The sequence below is a fragment of the Pseudomonas sp. H1_A03 genome (genome assembly GCF_054685145.1).
The window spans coordinates 2,982,452-2,999,088 of the sequence record NZ_CP162829.1; the positions used below are offsets into that span (position 1 = coordinate 2,982,452).

General features: G+C 60.9%; 14 protein-coding genes. 7 read left to right on the forward strand and 7 right to left on the reverse strand.

Features of this window, described 5'->3' with window-relative positions:
• The first annotated feature begins 11 nt into the window (after positions 1 to 11).
• Both rssB and rssC read left to right on the forward strand, forming a co-directional pair.
• Entirely contained in the window at positions 12 to 1,193 is a 1,182-nt protein-coding gene (gene rssB, locus AB4O35_RS13760; RefSeq protein ID WP_065874857.1) for a two-component system response regulator RssB, read from the forward strand.
• Positions 1,193 to 1,675 (forward strand): anti-sigma factor antagonist RssC, encoded by a 483-nt coding sequence (gene rssC, locus AB4O35_RS13765; protein ID WP_065946144.1) that lies wholly within the window; start codon positions 1,193 to 1,195, stop codon positions 1,673 to 1,675. Before rssB ends, rssC begins: the two co-directional genes overlap by 1 nt.
• 105 nt (positions 1,676 to 1,780) lie before the next feature.
• Here rssC and tal read toward each other — a convergent pair whose 3' ends face one another.
• Together tal and dusA are read right to left on the reverse strand one after the other, a co-directional pair.
• Positions 1,781 to 2,707: a transaldolase gene (gene tal, locus AB4O35_RS13770; protein WP_065874858.1), complete on the reverse strand. Its 927-nt coding sequence runs from the start codon at positions 2,705 to 2,707 to the stop codon at positions 1,781 to 1,783.
• Between the two features lie 332 nt (positions 2,708 to 3,039).
• On the reverse strand, positions 3,040 to 4,026 hold the full coding sequence (dusA, locus tag AB4O35_RS13775; protein ID WP_460149633.1) for a tRNA dihydrouridine(20/20a) synthase DusA: 987 nt from the start codon (positions 4,024 to 4,026) through the stop codon (positions 3,040 to 3,042).
• 272 nt (positions 4,027 to 4,298) lie between these two features.
• On the opposite strand from dusA, the gene AB4O35_RS13780 reads away from it, so the two are divergent.
• A complete protein-coding gene (locus AB4O35_RS13780; RefSeq protein WP_065910442.1) occupies positions 4,299 to 4,511 on the forward strand; it encodes a hypothetical protein in 213 nt (70 codons plus the stop codon).
• A 56-nt stretch (positions 4,512 to 4,567) separates the two neighbouring features.
• Here the strand turns inward: AB4O35_RS13780 and AB4O35_RS13785 are convergent, their stop codons facing one another.
• The 3 genes from AB4O35_RS13785 to AB4O35_RS13795 all read right to left on the reverse strand — a co-directional run bounded on the left by AB4O35_RS13785 (position 4,568) and on the right by AB4O35_RS13795 (position 7,791).
• Positions 4,568 to 5,407, reverse strand: coding sequence for a protein kinase family protein (locus AB4O35_RS13785; RefSeq protein ID WP_065945711.1), 840 nt, complete (start codon positions 5,405 to 5,407; stop codon positions 4,568 to 4,570).
• A 343-nt stretch (positions 5,408 to 5,750) separates the two neighbouring features.
• On the reverse strand, positions 5,751 to 6,407 hold the full coding sequence (locus AB4O35_RS13790; RefSeq protein WP_065945710.1) for a Wzz/FepE/Etk N-terminal domain-containing protein: 657 nt from the start codon (positions 6,405 to 6,407) through the stop codon (positions 5,751 to 5,753).
• A gap of 196 nt (positions 6,408 to 6,603) precedes the next feature.
• Positions 6,604 to 7,791, reverse strand: a complete 1,188-nt coding sequence (locus tag AB4O35_RS13795; protein ID WP_065945709.1) for an MFS transporter — start codon at positions 7,789 to 7,791, stop codon at positions 6,604 to 6,606.
• A gap of 169 nt (positions 7,792 to 7,960) precedes the next feature.
• Between AB4O35_RS13795 and AB4O35_RS13800 the strand changes: the two genes are divergently transcribed.
• From AB4O35_RS13800 to AB4O35_RS13815, 4 genes are all read left to right on the forward strand, one after another.
• Entirely contained in the window at positions 7,961 to 10,789 is a 2,829-nt protein-coding gene (locus AB4O35_RS13800; RefSeq protein WP_065882296.1) for an ATP-binding protein, read from the forward strand.
• On the forward strand, positions 10,786 to 11,985 hold the full coding sequence (gene pvrR, locus AB4O35_RS13805) for a response regulator cyclic di-GMP phosphodiesterase PvrR (protein ID WP_083207098.1): 1,200 nt from the start codon (positions 10,786 to 10,788) through the stop codon (positions 11,983 to 11,985). The genes AB4O35_RS13800 and pvrR overlap by 4 nt, the downstream gene beginning before the upstream one ends.
• Positions 11,986 to 12,110: 125 nt before the next feature.
• A complete protein-coding gene (locus AB4O35_RS13810) occupies positions 12,111 to 15,023 on the forward strand; it encodes an ATP-binding protein (protein ID WP_065945707.1) in 2,913 nt (970 codons plus the stop codon).
• Positions 15,023 to 15,670 (forward strand): response regulator, encoded by a 648-nt coding sequence (locus tag AB4O35_RS13815; RefSeq protein ID WP_065882302.1) that lies wholly within the window; start codon positions 15,023 to 15,025, stop codon positions 15,668 to 15,670. The genes AB4O35_RS13810 and AB4O35_RS13815 overlap by 1 nt, the downstream gene beginning before the upstream one ends.
• On the opposite strand, the gene AB4O35_RS13820 is transcribed toward AB4O35_RS13815, so the two are convergent.
• Together AB4O35_RS13820 and AB4O35_RS13825 are read right to left on the reverse strand one after the other, a co-directional pair.
• The gene (locus AB4O35_RS13820; protein ID WP_065945706.1) at positions 15,671 to 16,165 is read right to left on the reverse strand and encodes a fimbrial protein; all 495 of its coding nucleotides are present in this window, start codon (positions 16,163 to 16,165) and stop codon (positions 15,671 to 15,673) included.
• Positions 16,162 to 16,629 carry a fimbrial protein gene (locus AB4O35_RS13825; RefSeq protein ID WP_065945705.1) on the reverse strand — a complete coding sequence of 156 codons (468 nt, stop codon included), beginning with the start codon at positions 16,627 to 16,629 and terminating at the stop codon, positions 16,162 to 16,164. Before AB4O35_RS13825 ends, AB4O35_RS13820 begins: the two co-directional genes overlap by 4 nt.
• Between the last annotated feature and the right edge of the window lie 8 nt (positions 16,630 to 16,637).

Here is a 16,637-nt window from a genome sequence, read left to right on the forward strand (position 1 = left end):
CGTTTGCCCACATGCAAAAAACCAGTGCCACGCTGCTGATAATCGATGACGACGAAGTAGTGCGCGCGAGCCTAGCGGCCTATTTGGAAGACAGTGGCTTCAGCGTCCTGCAGGCCAGTAATGGCCAACAGGGTCTCCAGGTATTCGAGCGCGAACAGCCTGACCTCGTGATCTGCGATCTGCGCATGCCCCAGATGGGCGGCCTCGAGCTGATTCGCCAGGTGACTGAGCTCGCCCCGCAGACGCCGGTGATTGTCGTGTCCGGTGCCGGCGTGATGAACGATGCCGTCGAAGCCCTGCGCCTGGGGGCTGCCGATTACCTGATCAAGCCCCTGGAAGACCTGGCGGTGCTGGAGCACTCGGTGCGCCGTGCCCTGGATCGTGCACGCCTTCTGGTGGAAAACCAGCGCTACCGCGAAAAGCTCGAAACCGCCAACCGCGAACTCGAAGCCAGCCTTAACCTGCTTCAGGAAGACCAGAACGCCGGTCGCCAGGTGCAGATGAACATGCTGCCAGTCAGCCCTTGGACCATCGACGAATTCCAGTTTGCACACCAGATCATCCCTTCGCTGTACCTGTCGGGTGATTTTGTCGATTACTTCCGCGTTGACGAGCGGCGTGTCGCGTTCTACCTGGCCGACGTCTCTGGCCATGGTGCTTCCTCGGCTTTTGTCACCGTGTTGTTGAAGTTCATGACCACACGGCTGCTGTTCGAATCCAAACGCAATGGCACCTTGCCGGAGTTCACCCCCTCCGAGGTGCTGGGCCACATCAACCGGGGCTTGATCAGCTGCAAGCTGGGCAAGCACGTGACGATGGTCGGCGGCGTTATTGACGAAGAAACCGGTCTTTTGACCTACAGCATCGGCGGTCACCTGCCGATGCCAGTGTTATACACTCCGGACAGTGTGCGTTACCTGGAAGGGCGTGGTCTGCCCGTAGGCTTGTTCAATGAAGCCACCTACGAAGACCACATCCTGGAACTGCCGCCGACGTTCAGCCTTACGCTGATGTCCGACGGCATCCTGGACCTCCTTCCAGAGCCTACACTCAAAGAGAAAGAAGCCGCCTTGCCCCAAAAGGTCAAGTCGGCGGGCGGCAGCCTGGATGGCCTGCGGCAGGTTTTTGGATTGGCCACGCTAGGGGAGATGCCGGATGATATCGCCCTATTGGTGTTGAGCAGGAATCTTTGATGAGTACCGGAAGAATCCAATTCGCCGAGCGAGACGGGACCTTCGTCCTGAAATTTGTCGGTGAAGTGCGCCTGACCTTGTGTTCGGCGCTGGATGCGACGATTGAGCGGATTTTCACAGCACTGAATTTCTCGGCGATCGTGATCGATCTGACCGAAACCCGCAGCATCGATAGCACCACCCTTGGGCTGTTGGCCAAGTTGTCCATTCTGTCTCGGCAGAAGGTCGGCCTGTTGCCTACGGTCGTCACTACCCACGAAGACATTACCCGGCTGCTGCAGTCCATGGGCTTCGACCAGGTGTTCAACATCGTTGATCGCCCGATCCCCTGCCCGGAATGCCTGACTGACCTGCCGTCGCAGGACCAGTCCGAGGAAGTGGTGCGTGTGAAAGTGCTGGAGGCACACAAGATCCTGATGGGCCTCAACGAGTCCAATCGCGAAGCCTTCCACGACCTCGTCAACGCGCTGGAACGCCACTGATCCCCAATTGCTGAAATACAGTCAAATGTGGGAGCTGGCTTGAGACAGTGGGCACAAAAAAGGGCGGTACCCGCGAGGGTACCGCCCTTTTTGCCGTCGCCGCGTTTACAGCTTGGCCGACAACAGCGCCTCCAGCTTCTCCTGATCCCGAGCAAACTGACGAATCCCTTCCGCCAACTTCTCAGTCGCCATCGCATCTTCGTTGGACTCCCAACGGAACTGCGCTTCAGTCAGATGCACACGCGCTTCACCGGCATGGCCTGGCGACAATTTACGTTCCAGCTTGCCTTCATCCGCCGCCAGCTTCTCCAGCAGGTCAGGGCTGATGGTCAGGCGATCACACCCAGCCAACTCTTCGATCTGGCTCAGGTTACGGAAGCTCGCACCCATCACCACCGTCTTGTAGCCATTGGCCTTGTAGTAGTTGTAGATACGCGTCACCGACTGCACGCCCGGATCTTCGGAGCCGGTGTAGTCGTTGCCGTTGGCCTTCTTGTACCAATCGTAGATACGGCCCACGAACGGCGAAATCAGGAACACACCAGCCTCTGCACACGCCACGGCCTGGGCGAACGAGAACAGCAGGGTCAGGTTGGTCTGGATGCCTTCTTTTTCCAGCTGTTCGGCGGCGCGGATGCCTTCCCAGGTGGAAGCGATCTTGATCAGCACGCGATCGCGGCCAACGCCAGCTTTGTCGTACAGGTCGATCAGACGGTGCGCACGCTTGAGTACGGCGTCAGTGTCGAACGACAGACGGGCATCCACCTCGGTGGAAATGCGGCCCGGTACCACTTTGAGGATCTCTTGACCCACCGCCACCGCAAAACGGTCGCTGGCCAGGCCCACGTCGCCGTTGCAGTCCTGTACGCACTCATCCAGCAGCTTGGCATAGCCCGGAATCGAGGCCGCCTTGAGCAGCAGGGAAGGGTTGGTGGTGGCGTCTTGCGGCTTGAGCTTGGCGAGGGTAGAAAAATCGCCGGTATCGGCTACGACGGTGGTGAACTGCTTGAGTTGTTCCAGCTTGGAAGTCATGGGCGTGCTCTGTCCTATGGGTCTGATGACATTACCCGAGCGCCGGCAGGCGCTCAAGGGCGCAAATGCGTTCGATCGTTTGCGAGGGCAACAACCTGAAAACAGCCGTTTGAATGGCAGGTCTGGCTGCTAAATTAGGAGGGCAAAACGGCCAGCAGGTTCAACCGAAGTAGCGCATGAACACCACGATTAAATGTGGGAGCTGGCTTGCCTGCGATAGCGGCACCACAGCCGCCGATATCTACCAGGGGTACGCTAATCCAACTGTGGGAGCGGGCTTGCTCGCGAAAGCGCCAGTCCAGTCACCTCCTGCCCCGACTGACACACCCTCATCACCGTCCTTTCAACAGTTCTCCTGCCTGATCCAACAACGCCAACGGATCACTCGCCTTATGGATATCCACCGACAGCAGCTGCCTGAACCTGCGAGCCCCCGGGAAACCCGTCCCCAAGCCCAACACATGCCGAGTAATGTGATGCATCGTCCCACCCCCGGCCAAATGCTCAGCAATATAAGGCCGCAACTGCGCCAACGCCTCAGCCCTACTGATCACCGGCAGCGTGCTACCAAACAACTGCTGATCCACCTCCGCCAGCAAATAAGGATTGTGATAAGCCTCGCGCCCCAGCATCACCCCATCAAACGTCTGCAGATGCTCATGGCACTGCTCCAACGTCTTGATCCCGCCGTTGAGAATAATCTCTAACTCCGGAAAGTCCTGCTTCAACTGGGCCGCCACGTCATAGCGCAACGGCGGAATGTCGCGATTCTCCTTCGGCGACAACCCTTCGAGAATCGCAATCCGCGCATGCACGGTAAAACTGGTGCAGCCTGCCTCGTTAACCTGGCCGACGAAATCACACAGCTCGGCATAACTGTCCCGCCCGTTGATCCCGATCCGATGCTTCACGGTCACCGGAATCGACACCGCATCGCGCATCGCCTTCACGCAATCGGCTACCAGGGCAGGGTGCGCCATCAAAATCGCCCCAATCATATTGTTCTGCACCCGGTCGCTGGGGCAGCCGACGTTCAGGTTTACTTCGTCGTAGCCCGCGGCTTCGGCCATACGTGCGCAGGCGGCCAGGTCGGCGGGCACGCTACCCCCCAATTGCAGTGCAAGCGGGTGCTCGGCTTCGTTGTGGCGCAGGAAACGGTCGTGATCGCCGTGGAGGATCGCGCCCGTGGTGACCATCTCGGTGTAGAGCAGCGCGTGCTTGGAGAGCAGGCGCAGGAAGAACCGGCAGTGGCGGTCGGTCCAGTCCATCATGGGGGCGACGGAGAAGCGGCGGGAGAGGGGAGCGGTTTGTAGGGGCATTGGGAATCTGAGTCAACGTGGCGAATGGGGCGCAGTTTATCAGGGATGCCTGTCAGCTGTCGGGGATGCTGTTTCCGGAAACAGCGTTTGTCGACAGCCGTTAATTGAGTTCGCATCTGCCGCCTAACATTCTATCTCGCTGCCTTACCTCAAACCGGCAACCTGAACCCACACTGTCACTGCGCAAAGTTTCATCATCCTCTGCGCCCTTGAGGTCTACGATCCTCCTTAAGAGACGACTCCCGCGCCTCCAGCCCACAGGGAATTGAAATATGATCTCGAACCTTGTCAAAGTCGTGATGATTGCTGGCACGTTGCTTTTGGGCGCTTGTTCGTCAGGCGTGAGCAGCGATCCTTGTTTTACCGGGGGCTGCCAAGCGTTCGGCGACCACAGCCCCAACAAGGCCGCCAGAATGAGTTTTGGAGGTGGTGGGCTTGGAAGCAGTTATGGCGAGTACGGTTCGGGGCTACTTCACGACGATTGATGCAGCAATGGTGGTGCTGGGCAGCCCAGCCGGCGCAGCGACTGTCGCCACAAGCGTTAGCTCGTCACGACGGTCCCTTTATGGAAAATTTCGCGCCGTGCTCGGCGGCTGATATTTTCATGTTTGCTTGCCGCGTACACCTCGTCAAAACGCTCCCGATCAACCCCCGCATAGTTGGCCAACTCGTCCACTACCATCCGGTCGTAATCCTCCTCGATCACAAATCGAAAGATTTCCCGTCGATAAAAGAATCCGAATTGAAAGGCCAGCACCTCGCTCAGGAAATCCGAAGGGGTGAGGAAGCAGTTTTCCAGGTCGATGGCCTTGGCGAGTGTGGGCTGTTCTAAGTTGACCATCACGTTGTTGGCCCAGAAATCCATATGCACCACGCCTTTGTCGTGCAGGCAGTGCAGCAGTTTGAAAGAGGCGCTGATCAGGCTCTGGATGTCGCGCTCCTGCTTGAGCCATTCCAGCCCGTTGAGGTAGCCATCCAGCATCTGGGTGAAGATGAAGAATTCCTGGATCAGACCCAGTGCCGACTTTCTGTAGCCGAAGCCATACAGGCTGGCAACGGGCGCGCCGCGTTTCTGTGCGCCGAGGGTGTTGATGACTTCTTCGACTGGCCAATCGAATGTGCCGTCGCGCTTTGAGCGACCGAATGTCACTCTCAGTTTTGGTTTGAGGCTGTCGAGTGGTTGGGACTTGGCGAACAGATCATTCTCCATCCCTTTCAGAGGAGCGCTGACGCGATCTTTGAGCTGATAGCGAGTGTCGATCAGGTCTTGAATCGCCTGCTGGGCGCTGTCGTCGGCACTCTGCGTAATGAAGATCGTGGCGTTGCGGTGGTTGAGCGTAGAGGGGAAGTTCTGCAGCACGCTGCTGTCGGGAAAGCTCAAAACACGTCCTTGTCATTCATGAATATGACAAGAATGTTACAGGCTGGCGCCATTGGATCCAACCTGAACGTTACCTGAACAGAGTTTAAATGGCCGTTGATACTGGCTTTTTTGCCTTGACGTGCGTTTGTGGGTTGTGAGTTTTTTCGCAGATTCGTCAAGAAATTGTTGTGAAATAAAGCGGGTACGGTGCAATAATGGCTTAAGGCTACTATTCCACTTCCTTGACGTATCGTTGATGAAAACAACTTTTTCCGCGAAATTGTTTATTGTTTTTATTGCTTCCCTGCTGGTCTGCGCTGTCTATTTCCTGATCGAGGAGTTTCTGCAGTACAGCCTTCCATCAGTTTGACTGCTTGTACTGCCGAATAAAAAACCTGCCGAGTACAAAGACGCTTCCAAGAATCAGCCCTAAAAAGGCACCCAGGAAGGCATACTTCTTGGTGTTCTTAGTGGTGGACGTTTTGATTTCATCCAGGGTATTGAATGCCTTTAGCGTGTTGCCCGCAGCCAATGTCGGCAGGTTCAGCGCTATGGCTTGAGTGTTGGCGTTATCCATGGCGGATTTTAGCTGGGATGAAGCCAGCGCTGCCGTGGTCGCAGTGGTGGAGACGATATACAGAACGGGCTCACTTCCACCTGACTTGGGTGGGGTGTCTTTCAGGGTAATGGAATTGGCTGCCATGACACCCATGGCGGAAAAGAAAATATCGTTTTGTATGGTGCTGTACAGCTTGGTTTCCAGCGACAGCGGGCTTGTTTTGGCTGGAGCGTTCTTTTCGTTCACTTCTTTATATAAATCGTACAAGGATGACTTGGTAATGTAAGTGCTGGCCGTCCATTGTTCAGGTGATGAGGCGTAAAGCGCTAATGAAGCAGCGACGCCCACGAGGGTTGTGGCGATAATCGTAATCTTGCTTGCCCACAATGCTTGGATAAGTGGAATCAAATCAATTTCATCATCGTTGGGGCGGTTGTTTGAATGCATTGGACTGCTCACGAAAAATTCCTTTATTCACGTTCCGGAATTGTAGAGAAAAATACAAAATACGCCCACGAAATAGTGCAGCAAACGGAAGATGCGAATGACTCTTGCCTGGCGGATTCGAAGCGACGCTATACAGCGTCGCTCGGAGCTATTGCGACCCTAACCTACACTGTTGGGCATAGGATCAGCCCTGCTAAGAAATCGTTCCTCAGTGCCCACCTTGCATCCGTCGCGCTACCAGGTAAACGCCCAGCCCGACCAACGCTGTGACCGCGCCGATGTACCCGGTGCTCGTCCACCCCAACCCAGCCGTAATCGCCATACCACCCAACCACGGCCCCAGCGCATTTGCCAGGTTGAATGCCGCATGGTTGGACGCCGCTGCCAGGCTGGGTGCTTCATGCGCGATGTCCATCAGGCGAATCTGCAGCGGTGCGGCCAGCGCCACCATGGTGCCGACGAGGCCCATGCTGAGGAGTACGCCCCATAGCGAGGACGCCGCGAGGGGGAAGAACAGCAACACGGCCATCGACCAGACCAATATCAAACCTACCGCACGGAACTGCATGCGGTCGAACAGCTTGCCGCCGGCGATATTGCCGATAATCCCACCCACGCCAAACGCGGCGAGGCCGAACGGAATCCACTGTGGCGACACCTTGGTCACTTCGAGCATGGTCGGCGCCAGGTAGCTGAACACGCAGAACATCCCGGCAAACCCAATCGCGCCGATGGACAGGGCCATCCACACCTGAGGCTTGGTGAAGGCGCGCAGTTCTTTGCGCGGGTCGCTGCGTTGTTCGTCGTGGCGGTGCGGCACGAACTGCCAGACCAGGGCGATGGTGAAGAGGGCGATCACGCTGACCAGCGCAAACGCCGAGCGCCAGCCCAGGTGTTGGCCGAGGAAGGTGGCGATGGGGTTGCCGAGCAGCATGGCCAGGGTCAGGCCCATCATTACGCGGGCGACTGCGCCGGCGCGTTTGTCGTTGGGCACCATGCTTGAAGCCACCACGGCGGCAATGCCGAAGTAGGCACCGTGGGGCAGGCCGCTGATAAAGCGGAAGGCTACCAGCGAACCAAAGGTGGGGGTAAACGCGGTCGCCAGGTTACCCAGGGCATACAGCCCCATGAGCAACAGCAGCATGTGTTTGCGCAGCAGCTTGGCGCCAAGGATGGCCAGCAACGGCGCGCCGACCATCACGCCGAGGGCGTAGGCGCTGATGGCGTGGCCGACCTGGGGTTCGCTTAGACCCAGGTTCTGGGCGATGTCGGGCATCAGGCCCATGATGGCGAATTCGCCAGTACCGATAGCGAAAGCGCCCACGGCCATGGCCGCTTCCATTTTGGCGGCACTGCGCGCGGGCAGCACGTGCCCGGGAGTTTGGTGGATAGACATGGATCGCTCTGTTGGGATGGATAACACGAAGGACTACCGCCGATGCTACGCAAGTCGCGGCGAAGGTGTCTAGAACAGCCATTTGCCCCAGAGTTCAATGCGCGTAGGGCCGCGGCCTTTGAGATTCGTCTCATTCAACTGGCCCCATGGGCTCTTTACCCTTGCGGCGATGAAACTCAAACATTTCCTGCAACCCCTCGACTCGTCGTTCTCGACGCCCAAGGCTGCCCGCAAGCTGCTGCGCCTGTTCGCGCTGGCGCTGGTGCTCGGCGTGTACGCGGGTGCCTACAGTTATCTGCGCGCGGCGTTCAGCGAGGAGATCTCGCTGCGGCGCAGTTATATGAATGAGGCGGTTTCCGATGCGCAGTGTTTTTTTGTCAGCCGCCAGACACTGCTTAAAACCCTGGGCCTGTCGACGGTGCGCCATATCGCGCCACCGGTCGGCAACCTCAATCAGGTGCCGACCGAAGAAGTGCACATCACCCTGGGCGAGGCGGGCAACATCTGGAGCCTGTGGCTGACCAAGCGCACGCTCGATTACCTGGAGGCCAACCGGGTCAACCTGATCTACGTGCCCCAACGCGCGCAGCCTGCGGTGGAGCGCTTGTATACCGTGGGGACTGAGCCGGCGGCGGTGCCGGAGTCGGTGTTGCACCGGTTGATTGCGGTGGACACGGGCAACGTCTCGGTCAGTGACGAACTGTGGCTGACCGAACAGAGCCGCCTGGATTCGCCGCTGTATATCTTCACCCGGCTCGATGAGCGCAGCCCCACCTCGGGTTGGCTTGGCCTGGAGGTCGACGCGCCGGACCTGATCAATGCCTTGCAGCACGAAAAAGCCGGCGACTTCATGTTGCTCGACAGCGCCGGCCAGTTGATTTTCAGCAGCGCGCCGCATCAGCCGGCCGCCGCGCAGGCGCTGCGCCAGTATCACGCCACGGCCAGTTTCGGCTGGGAGGGCAGTCGCTGGTTGCCGGACCGCCTGGCTATCCGCAAGCACCTGGGGTATTCCCAGTGGCAGATCGTCTACAGCCTGGAGTTGCGCTCGCTGTTGCCCAGCCTGGCGCTGCCGTTGCTGGTGTGCCTGCTGTTGTGCGCACTGGCCAGTGTGTTGATGCTGCGCTTGGTGCGGCGCATCGATCAGCGCCTGATCATCCCGGCCGCGCTTCGTATCGAAGCACTGGTGGAAAGCGAGGCGTTCAGCAGCGCGGTCATCCGTATCGCGCCGGTCGCCCTGTGCGTGCTGCGCCGCAGTGACGGCGCGGTGGTGCTGGAGAATCCCTTGTCGCGCCAGTGGCTGGGCAATGGGCATGAGCGTCAGCAGCTTTGCCACGATTGGATTCGTCGCGCGTTTGATGACGCCGAACAAAGCAGCACCGACGAGCTGCAAATGGCCGACGGACGCCACCTGTTCCTGAGTTTCGCGCCCACCCGTTACCAGCGTGAGGAAGTGCTGATCTGCGCGTTCAGCGACATCAGCGAGCGCAAGCAGGTGGAGCTGGCGCTGCAGCAGGCGCGCACGCTGGCGGACGCGGCCAATGAGGCCAAGACACTGTTCCTGGCGACCATGAGCCATGAAATCCGCACGCCCCTCTACGGCGTGCTCGGTACCCTGGAATTGCTCACGCGCACCGACCTCAACAGCCAGCAGCGCGGCTACCTGAATGCCATCGAGGGTTCGTCGGCCAACCTGCTGCAACTGATCTGCGATGTGCTGGATGTGTCCAAGATCGAGGCGGGGCAACTCTCCCTGGAGCTCAACGTGTTTTCGCCGCTGGAGCTGGTGCAGGAAGTGGTTCAGGGCTACGCCGGCGCTGCGCAGAGCAAGGGTTTGCAGCTGTTCGCCTGCCTTGACCCGCAATTGCCCGACCGCGTGCGCGGCGATGTCACGCGTATCCGCCAGATCCTCAACAACCTGCTCAACAACGCGCTGAAGTTCACCGAGAGCGGGCGGATCGTATTGCGCTTACGCCTGGAGAGCCGCGAAGGCGAGCGCGCGATGTTGCAGTGGCAAGTGGTCGACACCGGCAAGGGCATTGCGGCGCAGGACCAGCAGTACCTGTTTGAACCGTTCTTCCAGGCCAGCGCCAATGCCAATGTGGTGGCGGGCACCGGGCTCGGGCTGTCGATTTGCAAGCGCCTGGTGCACTTGATGAACGGTACGCTGCGGGTGGTCAGCGAGCCGGGTCTGGGCAGCAGTTTTACCTTCACCTTGCCGCTGGAGCAGGTGGCTGCCCACGAGGATGAGCATGAGCCCTGGGCGCTGCCGCTGCTGGGTGAACGGGTCTATGTGGTGTCGCCGGTGCGTGAGCTGGCCGAAAGCATCGGCGGCTGGCTGCGGCGCTGGGGCGCGCGGGCGCAATTGGGCCTGCCCGAATCGGTCGAGGCCGACCCTGGCGCGGTGCTGGTAGAGCTTTACCCTGGCCAGGTCGAGCCCGGCCATCGGCTGCGCTGGTGTGGCCCACGGGTGACGGCGGCCGCCGATGAGCATGGCGTTTACCAGGGCCCCGGCGCGTGCTGGCAGATCGGCCTGAACAACCTGCATGCGCTTAACCGTGCGGTCAGCCGTGCCCAAGGCGTCGAGGAAGCGTTGTCGCAGGTGCCCAGCGAAGCACCGGCCAAGCTCAACCTGAACCTGCGTTTGCTGGTGGCTGAAGACAACCTGATCAACCAGCTGATCCTGCGCGATCAACTCGAAGAACTCGGCTGCAGTGTGGTGCTGGCGGGTGATGGCATTGAAGCGCTGTCGCTGTGGGGCGAAACCGCGTTCGACATGATCCTCACCGACGTCAATATGCCGCGCATGAACGGCTACGAACTCACCGAGCAACTGCGTCGCCTCGGGTGCGCGCTGCCGATCATCGGCGCCACCGCCAACGCGATGCTCGACGAAGCCGAGCGCTGCCTCAGCGCGGGCATGGACCATTGCCTGGTCAAGCCCTTCACCCTGCGCGCGCTGTATCAATGCCTGCAGCGCTACCAAAGGAGCGTGCTGTGAGTGCCTACCGCGTGCTCATCGTGGAGGACCATCCCTTTCAGCATGAGTACTTGATGAACGTGTTCCAGGCCATCGGCGGCTTTGACGTCGACGTGGTCTGGGACGGCGCCAGCGCCTTGCAGCGCCTGGCCCGCCAGCGCTATGACCTGTTGCTCAGCGACCTGATGATGCCGGGGATGGACGGCGTGCAGTTGATCCAGCAACTGGCGCGCCTGCAAGCCCCGCCGGCCCTGGCGCTGATGAGCGTGGCGTCACGGCGCATGCTGGTCGGCGCCGGGCAGGTGGCGGGGAACCTGGGCCTGACCGTGGCCGGGCTGATCTCCAAGCCGGTGCGTGAGCCGCAGGTGCGCACCCTGCGCGATTGCCTCGACAAACTCGCCGAGCAGGCCCGCGCGCCGTGCTGCCATCGCGGTCTCAGCCTGGCGCGGGAGAACCTGGTGCGCGCCTTGGGCAACGGCGAAATCCAGGCCTGGTTCCAACCCAAGAAATCCCTGCACGACGGGCGCATCGTCGGCGCCGAAGCCTTGGCGCGCTGGGTGCACCCGGTGGAAGGGCTGCTGCTGCCAGGCGAGTTCCTCGGTGAACTCGAGCGACTCGGCCTGGAAACCCGGCTGCTGACCTGCATCCTCGCCCAGACCCTGACCGCCCAGGCCCAGTGGGCGCAGCTCGGTTATCGGCTGCCGGTGTCGATCAACCTGCCGACCCATCTGCTCGACCAATGCGACCTGGTCGACCGCCTGCTGGCCCAAGTCCAGCAAGGCGATGCCGAGCCGCGACAAATTACCTTCGAGTTGATGGAAAGCTCCACCACACAGTTGCCCAGCAACTACTACGCTGGAGCATGCCGCCTGCGCATGATGGGCTTTGGCCTGGCACAGGACGATTTCGGCAAGGGTTTCAGCTCCTACTTCAACCTGGTCTCCACGCCGTTCAACGAAGTGAAGATCGACCGTTCGCTGGTGCATGGCTGCGCCGAGAACGAGAGCCTGGCCTCAGCGTTGCAGAGCATCGTCGAGCTGGGCCGCAAACTGGGGCTGACCACCATTGCCGAAGGCGCCGAGACCCAGGCGGAGTTGGCGGTGTTGCGGCGTATTCGCTGCGACCAGGTGCAAGGCTTCCTGATCTCGCAAGGTGTAACGGTGGATAAATTCAGTGCGTTACTGATTGAAGATGGCCCTGCGCCAGCACTTCTCTGAGCGGCCGGGGTCACACAGTCAAGAAGCCCGAAGGAAGGGTCGCCTGGTACGCCGGGCGTTATTGGCCAATGCCGGGATCATTGCATAGGCCCCACGTCCTGATTCAGGCTTTCCCGGTACCGACAATGAAACATGCAAGTCTGCGCCTGGACAAACTGGCGCAAAGCTCCCAGCGCCTGAACAAAGCCCTGTTACTGCTCACCGGGCTGGCCTTGTTGCTGTCCAGCAGTTGCTATTGGGCGGTGTCGCGGTTGCTGGATGCCGAGCAGGAAAAGGTCGCGTTCCACTTCGCCCGCGTGGTGGAAATCATCCATGAGCACGAGGCGTTCCTGCGCAATGTGGCCACCGGCTACAACCGCATCCATGCGCCACCGCTGCCTTCCGTGCAATCCACCGAAGTGGTGGAGTTGCAGCGCGACGCCGGGCAAGTGGTGTTGCAGGCCAAGGGTTTTGCCTTGTCGTTGCCGTTCACCTTGTCCCACGCGGCCGGGTTTACGGCGGATGACACGCGCCGGGCGCTGGCGTTTGGCGTGCAGTTGAGCGACTACTACGGCGGTTATTGGGCCAGCTCTTTTTATGCCTCGCCGCAGCTGTTCGTGTTTACTCCCAATGACGAGGCCAGCCTGGCCGTGCCCGGCATTGGCGGCCTGCGCCAGCACCAGCCCTTGTTGCGTGAGCAGTACCGTGGCGTGGTGAGCCGCTTGCACCAGTTGCAGCAAAGCCAAAGCCTGCTGCTCACCGACAGCCGCGTGCGTTGGGTGCGTGCGCCGTTGCAGCTGTATAAGAACAGCCGCAGCGTGGTGGCGATGATCGGCCTTGATGCGCCCGCCGCCCTCCTGCCTGCCAATCAACCGCAGGGAATGCTCACCTTGGCGGCGGTGGTGGATACCTCGCAGGTCGATGAGTTCGAGCGGGTGCTGCAATTGTCGGTGTACAACCAGTTCACCCTGATCTCGCCCCAGGGCGATGTGCTGCTCGGCAGCCTCGGCGATGAACAGATGGCGCCCCTGGGCCTGAGCTTCAACAGCCAGGGCTTGCGCTTCAAGATGCTCAGCGAAGGCGGCGAGCATTGGACCGGCTTGTACGCGATCAGCTATCAGGATTTCCTGCGCTACGCCAAGTGGCCGCTGCTGGGCCTGGGCCTGACGTTCCTCGCCGCGGTATTGCTGGGCTGGTGGATCAACCATTGGTACAAGACCCGTATTGTCAGCCCGGCCCAGCGCGCCCAGGAGCGTTTGTTCGAGAGTGAAGCGTTCAACCGCATCATGCTCCACAACGCCCCGGCAGGCCTGTGCGTGGTGCGGCGCAGCGACTGCCAGTTGCTGCTGGAAAACCAGCGCGCCCTGCAACTGGGCGGCACCGCGCAACTGGTCGAGGCCCTCAGGGCCAACGACGGCGCGGACACCCCCGGCGAGATGTGCCTGGCCGTGCAGGGCCGCTACCTGCAAGTCGTGGTGGTGGCCGCGCGTTACGAGGGCGAGGACGTGTTCCTCTGCGGCTGCAATGACATCACCCGGCACGTGGATGAAACCTTGCAGCTGGACCTGGCCCGCCAGGAAGCCACTGCGGCCAACGAGGCCAAGACGGTGTTCCTGGCGACCATGAGCCACGAGATCCGCACGCCGCTGTACGGCGTGCTGGGCAACCTCGAGCTGATGGCCCTGACCGACATGAGCGAGCGCCAGCGCCAGTACCTGGAAATTATCCAGGGCTCGTCCACCGTGCTGTTCCAACTGATCAGCAACGTGCTCGACGTGTCGAAAATCGAGTCCGGGCAAATGGCGGTGGAAGCTGCGCCGTTCGGCCCGCGTCAATTGGTCGAGGAATCGGTGCTGGGCTTCACCGCCACCGCGCGCAACAAAGGCTTGCAGATCGATGCGGAAATCGACCCGCAAGTGCCGCAGCAATTGCTCGGCGATGCAGGGCGCATCCGCCAGATCCTGCATAACCTGCTGGGCAATGCGATCAAGTTCACCGAGTCCGGGCGCGTGCGTTTGCGCCTTACCGTGCAGGAATTGCTCGAAGACCATGTGGCCCTGCAATGGCAGGTCACCGACACCGGCGTGGGCATTCCGGAGAAGGCCCTGGACCAGTTGTTCAAACCCTTCTATCAAGTGGCGGGCGGCCAGGACGGTAATGGCGCGGGCCTGGGCTTGTCGATCTGTTCGCGCCTGAGCGAATTGATGGGCGGCACCATGCGTGTGGTCAGTGAGCCAGGCCTGGGCAGCAGTTTCTCGTTGTTTATCACCTTGCCGATCCTCAGCAGCGCCGAGTCGGTCGCCGGCCCGATGCTGGCAGAACCTTGCCTGGATGCGCCGTGCCTGAATGTGCGTGTGCTGGTGGCCGAAGACAACCCGGTCAGCCAGGCCGTGTTGCAGGAGCAGCTCGAAGCCCTCGGCGCCCAGGCCACCGTGGCGCGGGACGGCGAGCATGCGTTGCAGATCTGGGGTTCGCAGCCGTTCGACCTGGTGATCACCGACATCAACATGCCGCGCCTCAACGGCTACGACCTGGCCCGCGCCCTGCGCGAGCAAGGCGTGCAGGTGCCGATCATCGGCGTCACCGCCAACGCCCTGCGTGAAGAGGGTGAGCGCTGCCTGGCGGTGGGCATGAATGCCTGGGTGGTCAAGCCGCTGAGCATGAACATGCTGCGCCAGGCCTTGATGTCGCACTGTCGCCGCGCGACGGCCCTGGCTGCGCCGACGCCAGACCGCGACCGCGAAGGCTGGATCGAGCTGTCGCCGGCCATGCGCCAACTGATGGGCGACACCTTGCTGGCCGACGTGCAGCAGATCGAACAGGGCCTGGTCACCGGCGATTCGACCCTGGTGCGCCAGCGCCTGCACAGCCTCAACGGCGCGCTCGCCAGCGCGCGTGCCGGGGCTTTATCCAATGCCTGCCAGAAATGGGAAAACACACTGTACGACGGCCCCCTCGACAGCCACGCCACTGCGCAGATCCGCGAGTTGTGCGCACGCCTGACGGCGGTGGCGCAGTGCCTGGTGGCAGAGTCAACCGCTCACAAGGAAGACAAATAATGCGAGAAATGAACGTCGTCATCGCCGATGACCACCCGATCGTGCTGGTGGGCGTGCGCGAGATCGTGCAGCGCGATGCGCGCTATACCCTGGTGGGCGAGGCGGTCAGTTCCAGCCAATTGATCGAACAACTGCGCAGCCATCGCCCGCAAGTGTTGATCACCGATTTCAACATGCCCGGCGACGACACCTACGGCGATGGCCTGAAGCTGATCGAGTACATCCTGCGCCACTTCCCCGAGACCCAGGTGCTGGTGCTGACCATGATTTCCAACAGCCTGATCCTCACCCGCTTGCAGGAGCTGGGCGTGGCGGGCGTGATCCAGAAAAACCACCTGCACGGCGAGATCGAAAAAGCCCTCGGCGCGATCAGTGCCCAGCGCAGTTACCGCGCACCGGAGCCCGCCGCGACCTCGGTGGTGGCCAATGCGACCCAGGTGCAGGAGCGCTTCCAGAGCCTGTCGCCGCGGGAGATGGAAGTGCTGCGTTTATTTGTGACGGGCATGAGCGTCAGCGACATTGCGCGGCAGTTGAGCCGCAGCAACAAGACCGTCAGCGCGCAGAAAGTCTCGGCCATGCGCAAGCTGGAGGTGGACAGTGATCAGGCGTTGCTGACCTATTGCATTGAGGCCCGGCAGTTTCAGTAATCAGCGGTACGTCATCTGCATCAACAGGGTGGCTTTGTAGCCGCCCGCTTCGGGCAGCTCGCCCAGGGACACGGGCTTGACGCGAAGGGTCAGCGCCAACGGTTCGTCTTCTACCGGCCAGGTGCCGGTTTGGCCCAGGCCGATGCCCGGCTTGTCGGTCTTGTCACGCAATTGCACCTGCAACCCCAGGGATGGGAGAGTGGTGAGCAACACCGGGTTGACGGTGATAGCCCGGCCCATGTTCGCCGACAAACTCAGCTCGACCTGGACGCCCGCCTGACAGTCGAAGACCAGCGGTACGTCGGTGGCGACGGCGCTGTCGTTGGCCAACTGGCTGAGGTTGACCTTGCCCAGGTCCACCTGTTGCGTACTCGGAAATCTCGCGGTGCAGGGCGGTGCGATCAGCTTGCCGCTGACGTCGATCTGCGCTTCATCCGCCGCTTGCGCAAGGGCGGTGCCGGCTATGGCCAGCAGTATCCAGGCAAGCGCTTTCATAGGTAATTGAGGGTCATGACCATCGACGAGGTGAACGCGCCGGGCGCCAGCGTGCCCCGTTCGACCAGTTGCGCATTGAGGCTGATATCCACGTCGCCGCTAAGGTTGGTGTATTTCTTGACGGTGCCATTGAGGTTTGCCGCCGTGTTGTCCGCCCACAGCAACGACACACCAAGGTTATCCGCGGTGGTCTTGGCCACGGTGGAGGTATAGGTGCCGTTATTGGACGTGAAGCTGACATTGAGCGAAGAACCCGACGAGCACTTCAAGCGCACCGGCACTTGCACAGTGCCGGTGGTCGCCACCTGGTCAGTACGCACGTCGCCAAATGCGGCGGTCAGGGTGGTGCCGGTACTCAGCACGCACGGTGGGCGGGTGAGGGTGCCGCTGACGGTGATATTCACCACGTCGGCAGCGTGAGCGGTGCTGCTGAGCAGCACCAGGGCGAGCAGCGGAGTTTTCATGGCAAGGC